Origin of the sequence: Leisingera sp. ANG-S5 (assembly GCF_000813925.1) — a bacterium.
Classification (GTDB): domain Bacteria; phylum Pseudomonadota; class Alphaproteobacteria; order Rhodobacterales; family Rhodobacteraceae; genus Leisingera.
Genome location: NZ_JWLH01000012.1, coordinates 1 through 15,453 on the forward strand (window position 1 = coordinate 1; position 15,453 = coordinate 15,453).

16 protein-coding genes and 1 tRNA gene are annotated in these 15,453 nt (G+C 58.9%); 8 read left to right on the plus strand and 9 right to left on the minus strand.

What is annotated here, in order from left to right; translation table 11 throughout:
- Together RA25_RS22790 and RA25_RS17600 are read left to right on the plus strand one after the other, a co-directional pair.
- Positions 1-109: integrase core domain-containing protein (locus RA25_RS22790; RefSeq protein ID WP_152612230.1), on the plus strand; the 109-nt coding region annotated here is incomplete at its 5' end.
- Between the two features lie 132 nt (positions 110-241).
- Positions 242-550: an IS3 family transposase gene (locus RA25_RS17600; RefSeq protein ID WP_052254282.1), complete on the plus strand. Its 309-nt coding sequence runs from the start codon at positions 242-244 to the stop codon at positions 548-550.
- A gap of 134 nt (positions 551-684) precedes the next feature.
- Here the strand turns inward: RA25_RS17600 and RA25_RS17605 are convergent, their stop codons facing one another.
- Complete coding sequence (locus RA25_RS17605) at positions 685-1,602, minus strand: LysR family transcriptional regulator (protein ID WP_039148101.1); 918 nt, start codon at positions 1,600-1,602, stop codon at positions 685-687.
- Between the two features lie 110 nt (positions 1,603-1,712).
- Between RA25_RS17605 and RA25_RS17610 the strand changes: the two genes are divergently transcribed.
- The 3 genes from RA25_RS17610 (at position 1,713) to RA25_RS17620 (ending at position 4,289) form a co-directional block, all read left to right on the plus strand.
- The gene (locus RA25_RS17610) at positions 1,713-2,678 is read left to right on the plus strand and encodes a glutathione S-transferase family protein (protein WP_082023100.1); all 966 of its coding nucleotides are present in this window, start codon (positions 1,713-1,715) and stop codon (positions 2,676-2,678) included.
- A 62-nt stretch (positions 2,679-2,740) separates the two neighbouring features.
- Positions 2,741-3,553, plus strand: coding sequence for a hypothetical protein (locus RA25_RS17615; RefSeq protein WP_039148104.1), 813 nt, complete (start codon positions 2,741-2,743; stop codon positions 3,551-3,553).
- 64 nt (positions 3,554-3,617) lie between these two features.
- On the plus strand, positions 3,618-4,289 hold the full coding sequence (locus tag RA25_RS17620; RefSeq protein WP_039174152.1) for a DsbA family oxidoreductase: 672 nt from the start codon (positions 3,618-3,620) through the stop codon (positions 4,287-4,289).
- A 301-nt stretch (positions 4,290-4,590) separates the two neighbouring features.
- Here RA25_RS17620 and proC read toward each other — a convergent pair whose 3' ends face one another.
- The 6 genes from proC to RA25_RS17650 all read right to left on the minus strand — a co-directional run bounded on the left by proC (position 4,591) and on the right by RA25_RS17650 (position 9,618).
- Positions 4,591-5,400: a pyrroline-5-carboxylate reductase gene (gene proC / locus RA25_RS17625; RefSeq protein ID WP_039174156.1), complete on the minus strand. Its 810-nt coding sequence runs from the start codon at positions 5,398-5,400 to the stop codon at positions 4,591-4,593.
- A 107-nt stretch (positions 5,401-5,507) separates the two neighbouring features.
- The gene (locus RA25_RS17630) at positions 5,508-6,197 is read right to left on the minus strand and encodes an amino acid ABC transporter permease (RefSeq protein ID WP_039174158.1); all 690 of its coding nucleotides are present in this window, start codon (positions 6,195-6,197) and stop codon (positions 5,508-5,510) included.
- Between the two features lie 10 nt (positions 6,198-6,207).
- The gene (locus RA25_RS17635; RefSeq protein WP_206539703.1) at positions 6,208-6,897 is read right to left on the minus strand and encodes an amino acid ABC transporter permease; all 690 of its coding nucleotides are present in this window, start codon (positions 6,895-6,897) and stop codon (positions 6,208-6,210) included.
- A 69-nt stretch (positions 6,898-6,966) separates the two neighbouring features.
- On the minus strand, positions 6,967-7,767 hold the full coding sequence (locus tag RA25_RS17640) for an ABC transporter substrate-binding protein (protein ID WP_039174160.1): 801 nt from the start codon (positions 7,765-7,767) through the stop codon (positions 6,967-6,969).
- A gap of 29 nt (positions 7,768-7,796) precedes the next feature.
- On the minus strand, positions 7,797-8,567 hold the full coding sequence (locus tag RA25_RS17645; RefSeq protein ID WP_241477439.1) for an amino acid ABC transporter ATP-binding protein: 771 nt from the start codon (positions 8,565-8,567) through the stop codon (positions 7,797-7,799).
- A complete protein-coding gene (locus RA25_RS17650; RefSeq protein ID WP_039174161.1) occupies positions 8,557-9,618 on the minus strand; it encodes a threonine aldolase family protein in 1,062 nt (353 codons plus the stop codon). The genes RA25_RS17645 and RA25_RS17650 overlap by 11 nt, the downstream gene beginning before the upstream one ends.
- Before the next feature lie 198 nt (positions 9,619-9,816).
- Here RA25_RS17650 and RA25_RS17655 point away from each other — a divergent pair, with 198 nt between their 5' ends.
- Positions 9,817-10,737, plus strand: a complete 921-nt coding sequence (locus RA25_RS17655) for a LysR substrate-binding domain-containing protein (protein ID WP_039174162.1) — start codon at positions 9,817-9,819, stop codon at positions 10,735-10,737.
- Positions 10,738-10,939: 202 nt separating this feature from the next.
- On the opposite strand, the gene RA25_RS17660 is transcribed toward RA25_RS17655, so the two are convergent.
- A complete protein-coding gene (locus RA25_RS17660; RefSeq protein ID WP_039174164.1) occupies positions 10,940-11,572 on the minus strand; it encodes a tyrosine-type recombinase/integrase in 633 nt (210 codons plus the stop codon).
- Positions 11,573-12,571: 999 nt separating this feature from the next.
- Positions 12,572-12,648, minus strand: a tRNA-Arg gene (locus RA25_RS17665).
- A 282-nt stretch (positions 12,649-12,930) separates the two neighbouring features.
- Between RA25_RS17665 and RA25_RS17670 the strand changes: the two genes are divergently transcribed.
- Both RA25_RS17670 and RA25_RS17675 read left to right on the plus strand, forming a co-directional pair.
- Entirely contained in the window at positions 12,931-13,581 is a 651-nt protein-coding gene (locus RA25_RS17670) for a GNAT family N-acetyltransferase (RefSeq protein WP_019295377.1), read from the plus strand.
- Between the two features lie 85 nt (positions 13,582-13,666).
- A complete protein-coding gene (locus RA25_RS17675; protein ID WP_039151925.1) occupies positions 13,667-15,436 on the plus strand; it encodes an adenylate/guanylate cyclase domain-containing protein in 1,770 nt (589 codons plus the stop codon).
- Positions 15,437-15,453: the final 17 nt, after the last annotated feature.

Sequence of the window (15,453 nt, forward strand, 5' to 3'; positions counted from 1 at the left end):
GCGTGACGATTACAATCACCGTCGCCCGCATACGAGCCTCGACGGGCTCACCCCGTGGGAGTATCACCAACGGTCAGTAGAGGACCAAACCCAGAACAGGGCGAACTAATAACCGCGGACTCTGCGGGGAGCACGTCACCCTGGGACGCCGTGGCCCCGTTCCTGGGCTCATTCATCATTCGGATCGCGGCGTGCAAGGCGGATTCAACCGGTCATCATCTACACCTCCAACAACGGGGTGTTGCGACGACCGGTTGAATCCGCCCAATATGCAGGCAGCGAATACCGCGCGCTGCTCGGGTCCGCGAAGATCATCCAATCAATGAGCCGAACCGGCGAATGCCTGGATAACGCACCAAAGGAAAGTTTCTTCGCATCACTGAAAAAGGAACTGGTTCATCGGGAGCGCTTCAAAACGCGCGCCCAGGCAAAGGCTGCGATCTTCGAATACATTGAGGTCTTCTACAACCGTCAGAGGCGGCATTCAGCCATCGGCTACCAAACACCCGCGCAAGCGTATGAAAACATGGATTGGAAAAACGCTGCATAGGGTCAATAATCAAACTGTCCGGAAATCGGGACGAACTCCACTTTGATTTACTTGCACGGAGGCGGACATTGACCGTCGCGTAATTTTGATTGGGCACAACATCCTCAGTACAGCGGACAGCGCGGTGGCTGAATTCACACACTGCCGTCCCGGTCCCAGGGTGGCTCCTCACCGCCGAGGTGTTCCAGGATGAAATCAATGAAAACCCGAACCTTGGCAGGCAGATAGCGGCGCTCCGGGTAGATGGCATAAAGGGTCTGCGATGGCAGCAGGCAGTGCGGCAGCACTCGCACCAGCCGACCCGCCGCCAGATCCGGACCGGCAGTGAAGGTCGGCAGCCGGCCGATGCCAGTGCCGCCCAGGATCGCCTCCCGCAGCGCTTCGCCGTTGTTGACGCTGTAGCTTCCGCCGGGCCGGAAGGTCTCCAATTCGCCGCCGCAGTTAAAGACCCATTCCTGAAAATCCCGGCTGTAGGAATACTGGAGGCAGTTGTGCAGGCGCAGATCGCTGACCGTTTCCGGCACACCGTGGCGCTCCAGATACGCCGGGGCGGCAACCAGGACATTGTGCAATGGCGCAATCTTGCGTGCCACCAGCGCGGAATCCGCCAGCGTGCCGCCGCGCAGCGCCAGATCGAACCCGTCGGCGAACAGGTCGGCCACCCGGTCATCCATCACCATGTCCACAGACACGCCGGGATAGCGCTCCAGAAAGCCAGAGATCAGCGGTGCCACGTGCAAGCGCCCGAAAGCCATCGGCACATTCACCCTTAGACGCCCCTTGGGTGCCTCTTGCAGCGCCAGAACGCTGTCCTCGGCCTCCTGTGCCGCCTCCTGCGCCCGGACCGCATGGGCATAGAAATGCTCTCCTGCCTCGGTCAGGCTGACATTGCGGGTGGAGCGGTGAAACAGCTGCGCCCCCAGCCGCTTCTCGATCTGGGTGATCCGCTTGCTGACTGCGGACTTGGTCACCCCCAGCCGCCGCGCGGCCGCGGCAAACCCCTGCGTTTCGGCAACCGCCACGACCACCGGGATGTCTCCCATTCCTTCCATTGGCAATCTCCGATAAGGGTGAGTTTTTTTCAACATGGGGTTTCACTTTAGCCGGATTATCGTCCGTATTGAAACCGCCTACCTTTGCCGGGTCATCAAGGAGACGAGCCATGGCAAAGATGCTGATCGACGGTGTGCTCACCGAAAAGCCGAAACCGGGCGACGGGGTATTCCGCCGCATGAGCAGCGGCTTCCGCGGATGGATCGAGCCGCGCGCGGATGCGGAGTTCCCGGCTGAAAAAGGCCGCTATCACCTCTATGTTTCCATGGCCTGTCCGTGGAGTCACCGCACCACGCTCCTGCGCGCGCTGAAAGGGCTGGAGGAGATCATCACCATCACCCAGATGCTGCCGCTGGCAGGCCCTGATGGCTGGCAGATCGACACCGCAGTGCATGATCCGGCAGCCGGGGTGCCGCAGGACGCTTACCTGTATCAGGTCTATCAGCGGGCAGATCCCGGCCACACCGGGCCGGTTACGGTGCCGGTGCTTCTGGACAAACAGACCGGCCGCATTGTCAGCAATGAGTCCGGTGACATCATGCGGATGCTGAATTCGGCCTTCGACGGGCTGACAGGCGCAACTCCGGACTTCTTTCCGCAGGAGCAGCAGCAGGACATCGACCGGATCAGCGCTGAAATCTACGCACCGGTCAACAATGGCGTCTACCGAGCAGGCTTTGCAACCACACAGGCAGCCTATGACGCGGCGATTGCCGCCATGTTCGGCAAGCTGGACGAGCTGGATGCTCTGCTTGGCACCCGCCGCTACCTGACCGGAGAGCGGATCACCGAGGCGGACTGGCGCTTGTTCACCACCCTTGTCCGCTTTGATCCGGTCTATGCGACCCATTTCAAGACCGACCGCAAGCGGATCGCCGATTACCGCAATCTCGGCCCCTATCTGCGCGATCTCTATCAGGTGCCCGGCGTAGCCGGCACGATCGATATGGAGGCGATCCGCCAGCACTATTTCCTGAGCCACCGGCACATCAACCGGCATGGGATCATCTCTGCCGGTCCGGACCAAGACCTGAGCCAGCCTCACGGCCGGGGCAGCACAACCCAATCCGCCTGAACCCGTCACCCCAAAACCGAACCGGGGCCGCTTCCCCGGAAACAAAACTGGAGAGTTCCATCATGAAACTGCTTTCGAAACTTGCCGTTGCCGCTGCCGCTTTTTGGCTGCCCGCCCAGGGATTTGCCGGCGCAGAGGACACTGCCGGCATCCTGAAACTGGAATACACAGATGGCCGCCCGGCCTCGGTTGGCGTGGAAGACGTGAACACGGTGCTCCGCAGCGTCGGGGTCCGCGTCAGCACCGTTGCACTGCCGGAACAAGCGCAGCCGGTTCTTGAAGCCTCCCGAAGCCGTGCAATTACCGCGGGGGAAGAGGCGCAGCTGATCTCCGATTTCGCACTCAGCCGCGAAGACCTGCTGGCGGAAATTGCCGCCGCAGGACGTGAGCCAACGGTCGAAAACGGCGGCTCCCTGACCACTTCGGAACCGGGCGTTGCGCCCTATCCCAAGGTCTACGACATGAACAAGATGGACGCCGAGACCCGGATCTGGGTCCACAAGAAATTCGGCCCGCTGCACATCAACCACGCCGAAGACGGCACTGGCATTGATGAGGTGATGACCATCGTCTCCGGCGGCCCCTGGGTCTGGTTCTTCGAACTGCCCGGGGATGTCATCGGCAAGCTGACCCTTGGCCATGTCGGCCCGGAGGGTGAAGCCTGGCGCATCAGCTACCCAGGCATCCGCCCGCACGGCGGCTTCCTGGACCCGGAGTATGGCCTGGTTGTTGCCTATGCGCACGGGCCGGAGCAGTTCGAGATCCACTTTGACGCGGACAATATCGCCGGTTCCCGCCTGAACGGCACCAACGCTTGGATCGACATGTCCGGGGACAAGCCTTTGCTTCTGGATGCGCCGCTGACCGGCAACTGACACTTACGCGGCTGCCGGCGGCCGAGCCGCCGGCGGTCCCTTCCCCTCTCATCCCGGTGACCTGATGAAATCCCCCGTTCTTACCATCGACTTCTTCCACGACGCGGTCTGCGGCTGGTGCTTTGTGATGTCTCCAAAGCTGCGTAAACTGGCCGCTGAATTTCCAATCCGGGTGCGCCACCGCACCTTTGTGCTGCAGGACTCGCCCGCCAAACTGGCCGCTGCCTTCGGCTCTGCGGAGAAAGCCAAATCCGCCATTCTGGGCCATTGGGAGCGATGCGCCGAACATGACGAAGGTGGCCGCATCAATGTGGAGGGGATGCGCCGCCAGCGCTTTCCCTATCCCGCCGGGAAGTTGAGCGCCAAAGCCTGCAAGGCCGCAGAGCTGCAGGCCGGGGATGCCGGGCACTGGGACTATTTTGATGCGGTGCAGGCGGCGCATTTGACAGAAAACCGGAATATTGCAGATGAAACCGTGCTGCTGGATGCGGCCCGCTCCTGCGGGCTGGATATCGGCCGGCTGCGCAAGGACATGCATAGTGCCGAAGTTGCGCAACTGGTTTCCCGGGACCGGCAGCTGGCCGCGTCCTGGCGGATCAGCGCGGTGCCGACACTGGCGGTTTCCGGCGGCAAATGGCAGCTGCGCCATGGCTCGCTCAGCCAAATGCGCGCAGAGCTGGCTTTGGTTGTCTCTGGTGAACACGCCAGAACCCCAGCTGGTTCAGGTCTGAAGTGACTTCGCTGCTAAGCATATACGGCTATTCATAAATGACACAGATATTGTTAGCTTCGCGCCTTCTGCGTTCGAGGGCTGTATCTGCGCGGCGCTCTGAAGAAGGGCAGCAAAGGGTTGCTTGAAGTTGTTGTCACCGGCTGGCTGGTGTGGCGGAAATTGTTCCGCCCTGTGTCACTGTTTGGTTTGAAAGTCTGCAATTGATTGCGAATGGCCGCTTTCAGGAAGCTGCAATGCGGCATCGCTTGTCACGACGAGTGTCCGGATTGGGCCGATTCCGGGGCCTTAATGAGTTTGTGTTAACTCAATGTGAGAGATCACGGGAGCGGGCTACAGCTGCTGCTACAGCGTCTTCAACGATGGCTTTTAAGTTGTCGTGCAGCCCAAATGCATCCAAAGCAGCGGCTGTGGTTCCTCCTTTAGATGTAACGCTTTGACGCAAGTCCGCTGGTGCTCTTTTTGTCTTCAGCAGCTCGGCTGCACCGATCATCGTGTCAATCGAAAGGTCGAAAGAAAGTGGTTCGGGCAGACCGGCCTTTGCCCCTGCTTGGGCAAGGGCTTCGACGAATGCAAAGAAGTAAGCAGGGCCGCTGCCGGAGATTGCTGTGGTAAGATGAATGTGATCTTCATCTCCGATCCACTGAATGGCCCCAGAGCCTGAAAAGAGCAATTCAAAGGTCTTCTTCCGGTTGCTGTCCGCGGTGTAAGCAACGTTGACTGATCTCCCGACGGCAGCGGCCATATTCGGCATGCAGCGCACAACTGAACATGGCTTTCCTGCGCCAGCTGCGATACGTGCGCTGCTGATACCGGCCATGATCGAAATGACTGTGCCGCTTTCGGCCAATGCAGAAGCCCAATCAGTGCCGAAAGTCTCGAAAATCTGCGGTTTGACGGCCAGAACAACAACATCAAACAGTGTGCCCGGTTCGATTTCGTCAATCCGCCGGTATAGGCCTCTCAGGTTCAGGCCAACTGCCAATTCCACATCGGCAAATGGGTCCAGAACCGAAACTTGGGCCATGTCGCCACCACTGGCTTTGTATCCGGTCAGAATTGCCTGAGCCATGTTCCCGGCTCCAATGAACAGAGTTGTTTTTGATTGTCTTGCCATGGCTTTGCCTCGTTAGCTTGGGGGCTGCTCGACGGGTTAATGCCAGCCTGCCTCACGGGGAGTCTCGGGTGGCCGCCCTTGTGCCGGAAAGCTAGGGCGGCTTGGATTTACCAGCCTTCCTCATTGGCCGGGTTCCGGCGGCCGCGGAGGGCGATCCGGGCTTCCATATGCTTGATGCCGCGAAGGATCGGGAAGCAGTAGAGGAAGTAAAGGGCGGCGCAGAGGAACAGGATCCACATGATATGTGCCGGATGGCGGTGGATCGCATCCTCGCCCTGCCGCATCAATTCGACCACGCCGATCACCGACAGGATGGAAGTGCCCTTGATGACCAGGACGTAGACCCCAGCAAGCGGTGGTAGGGTGAGTTTCCAGGCCTGCGGCAGGAAGACGTTCAGCAGCCTTTGCCGCATTGTCATGCCCACAGCTGCGGCACCTTCCCATTGTCCTTTTGGCACCGCTTCGAGAGAGCCCCGCACAATTTCCGCTGTATACGAAGAGGTGTAGATGGTGAGCGCGATCACTGCGGCCGCGAAATTCGAGAAATCGAAGATGTCCCAGCCTGAGGTCGGCAGCACGTAGTAGACGATGTAGATCTGCACCAGGAACGGGGTCTCCCGCACGAGATGCACATAAAGACCGACCAAGTTTCCCATGTATCCGGGACCAACCGTTCGGATCAGCCCCAACAGCAGGCCTGCAAGGCTGCCGCAGGAGATAGCAACCAGAGAAATGAGGATCGTGTTCAGAAAGCCTTCCAGAAGGAATGGCATGGTTTGCAGAGTGAGTTCCCACATGGTGGCCTCCTTACCGTTGGCGCCAGGTGTTGCCTGCCAGCTTGCGCTTGGCGATCGATGACAGCTGCAGCATGAGAATGTAGATCAGCAGGTAGCCGAAGGCCGCGGTCAGAAACGCTTCGACGGGCATGACCCGGTCGGATAGAACCATCAGCCCGGCGCCTAGCAGCTCGAAAACAGCGATGAAGCTGAGGATGGAGCTGTCCTTGATCAGGACCGCCGTCTGCCCCAGCAGCGCCGGCACGATATTCGCAAAGGCCTGCGGGTAGATGATGTGCAGCATGGCCTGGCGCTCGCTCATGCCGACGGCTTTTGCACCTTCGAACTGGCCCCGGTCCACGGATTCAATACCGCCGCGGATGATTTCGCTCATGTAGGCTGCCGTATGAACGGTCAGGGCGAAGATACCGCAAGCCAGCGCAGGGACAGGGACGTTCAGAACGGGGATTTGAGACAGCCCGTAGTAGACGAGGTAGAGCTGAACCAGCAGCGGTGTGCTGCGGATGGCCTCGACGTAAGCTGTGACCGGGACTGACAGCCACTGCTTGCGGGAGCGCCGGGCAGCCGTGATCAGGGTTCCAAGGATCAAGGCCAGCACCAGGCACAGGCAGGAGATCCAGAGCGTTGCCCAAAGCCCCCAGGCGAACTCGGGAAGGTATTGGGACACGACCCGGTAGTTGTAGATTTCAATAAGGCTCATCATAGCCTCCTTTGGATCATGCCGTTTCGAAGGGGCGGCTCCCGCCCCTTCGATCAAGGTGGGAACGGATCACTTGTGATCTGCTTCCCAGGCATCGGTCAGGACCCAGTATTCCAGCATCCGTTCAATGGTGCGGTCGGCATGCTTGATCCGGAACCAGTTGTTCAGCCAGGACTGCAGGTGCGTGTCCTGAGGCCGGACCGGAAAGCTCAGCGGCAACTTCACGATCACCCCGTCAACGACGCGCACACCTTCGAATTCACGGGTGAACTGGATTGCGATCTCACGGGCCGTCACGCCGGCATCGACACGGCCGACGGAGAGGGCCTGGGCGACGGCCGGGCTGCCGCCGGAGAGTTCCACAACCGTCGCATTGGGCAGGTTGTCGCGCACGAACTTGACGTGGGAACTGGCCTGCGGAACGCCAATCTTGACACCTTCCTGATTCAGGTCCTGCCAAGTTGCAGCGCTGCTGTTGCCATTGGTGTAAGCAACAACCTCGCTGTAGTAGAACGGTTCAGTGAAGTTGAGCTGCAGCGCCCGCTGCGGCGTGGGCGTCATATCGGCAGCGATAAAGTCGACCTTCTCTGCCAGAAGCGATGGGATCAGCCCTTTCCATTCATAGTCGTGAAACTCGATTTCAACGCCCATATCCTGGGCAATCAGCTTCACCACTTCGACGGCAAATCCGGTGCGTTCACCGTGTTTGTCGACAAAGCTGAACGGCGGGCCCTGTGTCTGAACAGCGATGTTCAGCGCGCCGCGGTTCACAATGTCAGAGACAGTGTCCGCCTCGGCTTCTGTGTAAGATGCAGTGTGAGCAGCCACAAAGGTAGCGGCCCCTGCAAGCAGGGTTTTGAAGAAGTTCATCACATTTCCTCCCTAAGATTGCGTGATGGTTAGAGAACTTTGTCGAGAAACTGGCGTGCCCGTTCTGTTTCGGGGTGTTCGAAGAACTCGGCTGGTTTTCCGGTCTCCACCAGTTCGCCGCCGTCCATGAACAGGACCCGGTCGCAGACTTCGCGGGCGAAGTTCATTTCATGGGTCACCAGGCACATCGTCATGCCGTCAGCTGCCAGACGCTTCATGAGGTCGAGCACTTCCCCCACCATTTCGGGGTCCAGTGCTGAGGTGGCCTCGTCAAAAAGCATCAGTTTGGGTTGCATCGCCAGGGCGCGGGCAATTGCGATGCGCTGCTGCTGCCCGCCGGACAGCTGCGAAGGGTAGTTGCTGGCCAGATGGTCCAGCCCAAGCTGGCGCAGAAGGTCCATGGCCGTATCTTCGGCTTCCTGCTTGGAGCGTTTGCGTACCAGGGTCTGGGGCAGAGTGATGTTTTCCAGCGATGTCTTGTGCTGGAACAGGTTGAAATGCTGGAACACCATGCCGACGTCAGCGCGCAGCGCGTTCATGTCCGTAGTGCGGTCCGCCAGATCGGTACCATCGATGAAGATGTGGCCGGACGTCAGCGGATCCAACCCGTTCAAAGCCCGCAGGAAGGTGCTTTTGCCGGATCCGCTGGGTCCGATAATTGCAACCACTTCTCCCTTGCTGACATGGGTGGAAACGGATTTCAGCGCATTGATCGTCCGTCCGTCGGCCGTATGAAACACCTTGGAAAGATCTTCTACGCGAACCAATGCATCAGTCTGTGTCAGAGTTTCACGCATCATTGAAAGCTTCCTCTGTCTTGGGGGTTCCGAGCAGCCTGGAGAGTCCTTGAAGCAGCACTCTGCCTGCGGCCGGATTGACATCGATGTGGGTGACCACGCGGATACGCCGTTCGCCAAACGCGCCTGTCAGAATGCCCTCTGCTTTCAATTGTTCGACTACTTCGGCGGCACTTGGCGCGTTGTCGGCCAGATCGAAAATCACGATATTTGTTTCGACAGGCAGTACCTGATCGACCATTGGGAGCTTGGCGATTTCCTGGCCCAGATGTGCTGCCAGCGCGTTGTCATCCGAAAGGCGTTCCACATGATGGTCCAGGGCATGCAGACACATTGATGCGACGATGCCTGACTGCCGCATCGCGCCGCCAAGCCGCTGTTTCAGCCTCCAGGCCTGGATGATAAATTCCTGTGAGCCCGCCAGAACAGCACCCACGGGAGCGCCGAGTCCCTTGGTGAAGTCAATCCAGACTGTGTCGTAGTGCTGTGCATAGCGCGCGGCGGGGATGCCAGTCTTGGCAACCGCGTTCATCAGACGCGCACCGTCCATATGCGTGGCGAGGCCTGCGTCTTTTGCGGCCATTGCCACGCTGTCCAGCTGTTCAAGCGGCCAGATCGCCCCCCCGCCCATATTGGCGGTTTGCTCCACGCAAAGCAGTGTGCTTTCAGGCATATAGCGTGAATTGGGGCGGATGCTTGCATGGACCTGGTCTGCGGTGAAAATACCGTTGCGCCCCTCAATGGCGCGGATCATCACTCCGCTGATGGCTGCGGGACCGCCAGTTTCGAAATTGATAATGTGGCAGGACTGCTCGCAGATCACCTCGTCACCAGGGTTCGTATGCACCTTGATTGCAATCTCGTTGCACATGGTGCCGGACGGCAGAAAAACTGCTGCTTCCTTACCCAAAAGCTCAGCCACACGTGCGCACAGCTCCGAAGTTGTTGGATCCTCATCTTTCTGTTCATCCCCGACCTGGCAGTTCAGCACGGCCTTGCGCATCTCTGCCGTAGGCCTGGTCTTGGTGTCCGCATAAAAATCATAAATCGTCATGTGCTCTTCCCTGACCTTGATGGAGCGCAGCCAGCATCGATGTGCTGCATCCCTGAAGCTCGTCCCGTTTGTTGGTTCGAGAACAGTGTGCCCCTGTCTTCAGCCCAAAGAACAATACAAGGTTGCCACTTCAGCATTCATTTTTGATATGCTAACCAGGGGCCATGCGCGAGCGCGGCCCTAAAGGCGGAAAAACGGATGCAGCTGAACTCAAGACTTCTGGAGTGCTTTCACGCGACGATGTCAGTGGGTACAGTTACAGGTGCAGCCGAAGTCCTGAACACCTCGCAGCCAGCCGTCAGCAGATCACTCCGGCAGCTGGAAGACGCCGTGAAGATGACGCTGTTCAACCGGTCGGGGAACCGTGTCGTGCCCACGCAGGAAGCGCTTCTTCTCTATGAGGAGGTCGACAAGTCCTTTCGCAGCATCCGGCGCATCAGCCGGGCTGCCGAGGAAATCCGCAATCTGCAGCAAGGCAGGATCCACATTGCCTGTGCTCCGGCCTACTCTCAGGGTTTTTTAGTTTCGGCAGTAAAGGCGTTCAATGAAAGCAGGCCGGATGTGCAAACGGTGGTAACAACCCGGCAAACCCCGACTATTGCTGAACTGGTCGCGTCCCGGCAGTGCGACATCGGGCTTGCCGCCTATGCGATTGAACCAGAGGGAACGGTGCATCAGCCGTTCACGGATGCGCCGGAAATCTGCATGCTGCCTGAAGGTCATCCGCTTTGCAGGAAAGCGGAGATTGCCCCGCAGGATCTGGAACAGGAGAGATTTGTCGCATTAGGGCAGAACGACGCTTATACCCAGCGTCTGAACGGAGTGCTTGAAGCCTTGGGTGTTGTCCCTGCGACAACGATTGAAGTGCATAATTCAATTATGGCAGCTGAAGCGGTGGCGCAGGGGGTAGGCCTTGCAATCATCAATCCGTTTTCAGCCCTTAGCTTCAAACACCGGCCTGTGGTGTTCCGGAAGTTCACAACAAGCTTGCCCTTCAAGAGCACTTTGCTGCGGTCAAAGTTCCAGCCCGCGAGCGCGCTTGTTGAGGCCTTCGAAGCGAGCCTCTTTGAAACTCGAAACAACTACCTTCGTGAGATAGAGCAGCTTACCAAAACGTAAGATGTGTGCTGTGCCGGTATGGAGCCCCTGCGTTATCCAGGCTGCTTGTGCCACGAACGCAAGCAACATCCGCGGCGGAAGCATTGCTTGGGATGAATTGCTGCACCCGGTCGCCAATGGCCGCTTTGGCGACCGCGGCAGTGCGATGGAGGGTTGTGACGAATGTCTGCAAAGGGCCGCCTTTGCAAGCGGCCCAATTTCTTCAAATTTCCACGCTTTCGGAGATCGCGAGAGCATCCTCCAGCTCAACGCCGAGATAGCGGACGGTACTGTCCATCTTGGTATGTCCGAGCAGCAACTGAACGGCCCGTAGATTGCCAGTCTTTCTGTAGATATGCGCTACCTTTGTCCGGCACATGGAGTGCGTCCCATAGGATGTGGAATCCAGCCCGATGGACCTCACCCAGTCCCGCACGAGACGGGCGTACTGCCGTGTTGAGATGTGCAGACGATCGTGAAACCGGCCGGGCCAGAGGTATTCTGAGCCGGCCATCATCGGTTCCTCCATCCATCGCGAGAGCGACTTGCGCGTACCCTCCGTTATCTCGAAGCGCACTGGCCGCTGTGTCTTACTCTGGACAATTGAGGCGCGTTCCCTGACCTGGCCTGAAGCATAGACATCCGCGACCTTCAGTTTTACCAGGTCACAGCCACGCAGCTTGCTGTCGATAGCCAGATTGAACAGGGCGAGATCCCTGTGGTTCCCGGCGATTTCCAGGCGGACGCGAATGGCCCAGACGTGTTTTGGCAAAAGCGGCCGCTTCTGACCGACAACGCGCCCCATATTCCAGGCCGGGCGGCATGCGCGAATGGCGGGTAAATTGGCAATGGGCATGAAAGTTCCTCCTATCCACCACGCCCTGCCACGACACCAACCCGACGTTGGTGCATCATTCTAACATGCTGTTTTAGCAACACGGCTAGTTGCGGTTAGGTCAACCGGGCGATGAAATGGGGAATTCTCGAACCGAGAGCGAAGCTTCTAATGAATTGCCCGTGCCCGTGCCTGAATGAACGTCCGCAATTGATGGATTGGATGGCAAGCCTCGCACCTGCAGCATCCAGCACCGCGTGCCCCATTCGCATGGCCGCTTCGGGCTGATCCGGGCCTTTCCGTGCTGTCTTGAACGCCCGTTTTTGGGTGGGCAAATCCCGAGCTTTCAGCTCGTGATCGGGCTCTATCCGGATACCGACTGCATCGGCATCCGGACGGAACCTGGACAGCTCAAACTCCCTGCGGCCCTGGAGCGGTGGAACGCGTCTCGTTCCGAGCCACTTTCCACCGCGGCCACAAGTCGTTTGAACTACCCAGTTTCCGCCTCAGAAGGTAACGATCCCTTATGCGGGAGCAGGACTTGACTGTCTGGCCGGGGCAACTGCGCCTCCTGTAAGAGACAGTAGAAATCCGCGCGGGGCGCGCGGATTGCATATCCCAGGAGTCGTGGCAGGGCTTCGACGGGCTGCGCCCGCTCCCCCCTGCCCCGGCATTTTCCGTTTGATTGGTCCGCCTGCCATCCGGCCGGCAATCTGAACACGGGTTCTGATGCCGCTGCGCGTCAGCCTCCACGGAGAAATCCGGTTCCTCCCGCGCCAGGCGCGGGCCCCTCCCAATTTCACCGCTCCGGCCCCGTGTGTCAGATCACCGTCCGGCCGCAGTCCGGGCTGCGCCCACCCTGCTTTGCCCTCCGGAAGACACGAGGTCTTCCGAAGTGAAAATCAGGGAAGGCTTCGCCACTGGCGGAACAGGAGGCGCGAGCGGGGATGTTGGAGACACGAAAAAGGAAAGGTTCTGTCGCAAATGGCAAAACTATGTGTCGCCCGACAATTTGGGAAGTGGCGGACCGAGGAGGATTCGAACCCCCGACCCCTTGATTCGTAGTCAAGTACTCTATCCAGCTGAGCTATCGGTCCACTGCGGCGGGGTTTAACCACACCAACCCAAGGCCGCAACCCCAAAAAATACTGCGTTCAAAGATTCTGACCATCAAGATATGCTCTGGCGCTTCCAGCAGCAGTTCCTCCGGTGCTTGCATTCGCCCCGTCCGGCTGCAGCCCCCGCATGCGTGCTCCTTAACAGAGGCCTGACCAAGGGTGCATAAATCTGCTAAAGATTGTGCTAGTGTCAGGCACCCACTCATTTTCCGGCTGCCCTGTCACCGGGATACAGATACGGCAAGGCAAAGGAGGCCGCCGATGCCAGAGAGCGAGTCTGCAGTTTTCCGGCTCCGGCCGCTGGAACCGGATGATTTCGCCACAATGGCTGTCTGGTTCGAAAATGTGTCTGATCTGGCCCGCTTTGACCGCTCTGCCAGGGCACCCTGCAATACTGCTGCAATGGAGACTTCCTGGGGTCCGGCTGAAGAAACAGAAAGAAACCCCGCAAAATGCTGGTTTGCTATTACTGCAGAATCCGGGGAACTTTGCGGGATTTCAGGCTTAGAAAGCATTTCAGCCGTGAACCGTGATGCCGTCATAGCGCTGTTCGTAGAAGAGCAATGGCGCCGGCAAGGAATTGGCATCCGGTCAATGGCACTGGTTTTGGACTTTGCCTTCCGCCAGATCGGGCTAAATCGCGTTACATCCTACTACCGGGCCGACAATAAGCACAGCCAGCAAATGACATCACGCGCCGGCTTTGCAACAGAAGGCAGGATGCGCGAAGCTTGGTTCGCCGAAGGCCGGCATTTCGACATGGTCAGTGTCGGACTTTTGCTCGGCGATTGGAACGACCGCCGCCAGGTACTGGCACGGGAACTAGACGCCTCCTGCAGCGTCGGCTTCCGCGGCGGAGCTGATTCTGGCTGGGCTTGGCCGCCAGGCCCGCAAGATCCGCCAGACGGATGAACAGCATTAGCCCGCCCTGGTACCGCACGGCAGCGGATCCGGCTTGCGGCCGGTCTCAGCCATTCTCGCAGGAGGAGGTCAGCTTGTGAGCGGCAAAGACAAGACTTCTACAGTCCGGCGTCAACTTGGGGCGGTACTGTTTGCCGATGTGGTTGGTTATGCCCGGCTTATGGGCAACGACGAAATCGATACTTACAGTGCCCTCAAATCCCTCTTGGAGCAACTTGAAGCCGCCTGTCAGGCACATGACGGGCAGGTTGTTGCTGTTCGGGGCGACGGTGTACTTGCCTTGTTTGAAACGGCCACGGATGCGGTGAAGTTCGGGGTCGAGCTGCACCGTATTGCCGAGCAGAACAACAACTCGCGTCCGGAAGATCAGCAGCTGCGATTCCGGGCGGGGGTGCATATGGGTGAAATCCTTGTCGACGACCGCGGTATTCACGGCGACAACGTCAATATTGCTGCCCGCCTGCAAGAAATCGCCGAACCGGGCCGGGTGTATGTCAGTGCAGCTGTGTACGAGCAGATCCGAAACCGGTTGCGCTTTGGCTTTGAATTCCTGGGCCCCCAACAGCTCAAGAACATTGCAGATCCAGTTCCTTCCTATTGTGTTCGCAGCGAAATCGAGGGCGCCGCGATGGCCGCGACTTTACGCCCGGACCGCCCGCCTGCGCATCCGCAACTGCCGGGCATTCCATCAGTTGCGGTGCTGCCCTTTACTAGCTTGGGCGGCGAGGAAACCGACAGCTGGTTTGCCGATGGGCTGACAGAGGACATCATCCTGAACCTGTCCAAGTTCAAAAACCTCTTTGTCATTGCCCGCAATTCCGCATTCTTCTTCAAGGCGCGCTCAATGCCGCCTCAGGACGCGGCGCGAGAACTGGGGGTGCGCTATGTGGCACGGGGCAGTGTCCGGCGGGCAGCGTCCCGGATCCGCATAGCAATAGAACTGATTGATGCAGATTCCGGCAGGACCATCTGGGGTGAACGCTATGACCGGGATATTGATGATATCTTTGCAATTCAGGATGAGGTCACAGACGCCATCGTTGCAGCCACCGCGGTTTTGATCGAAGCGCACGAGCGCAAGCGCATGTCGCAAGCCGCCCCTGCTGACCTTGCCGCCTACGGCTATGTGCTACGTGGCCAGCAGTATATCTTCCGTTACACACGGCAAGACAATCACGAAGCGCAAACGCTGTATGAAAGGGCTCTGGCCCGGGACCAGGACTATGCCAGGGCATCGGCAGCCATTTCCCGCACGATGAATATCGATTGGCGGTATTCCTGGGCCAAGGATGCGGACCACGCGCTGGACACAGCCCTGGCCTTTGCGCAAAGAGCTGTGGAACTGGACCCGACCGACGCCCGCGGCTTTGGCGAATTGGGCTTTGTTCACCTTTACCGTAAGGAGCATGATGCCGCTCTTGGCGCTTACAGGCGCGCCCTCTCACTCAACCCGAATGATGCCGATCTGCTGTCGGATTACGCTGACGCGCTGGCACATTCCGGTGACAATGAAACCGCGATCAGCAACCTGAAACAGGCCATGCGGCTCAATCCTTACTTCCCGGATCAGTACCTGTGGCACTTGGGCGGGGCTTACTACAATCTCAAGGAATACGATGCAGTGATTGACACGCTGACTAAGATGAATAACCCGACAGAGGGCCAGCGGATGCTGGCTGCCAGCTATGCCCAACTCGGCAAGATGGAAATGGCGCGTGACATGGCTGCCCGTCACCGCGAGGCCCATCCGAATTTTTCGCTGGACCGCTGGACGAAGGTTCAACCTGACCGCCTGGAGGAAGACACCCTGCATTTCGTGGAGGGCCTGAAGAAGGCAGGTTTTTAACTCGGGTCCTCGAACCA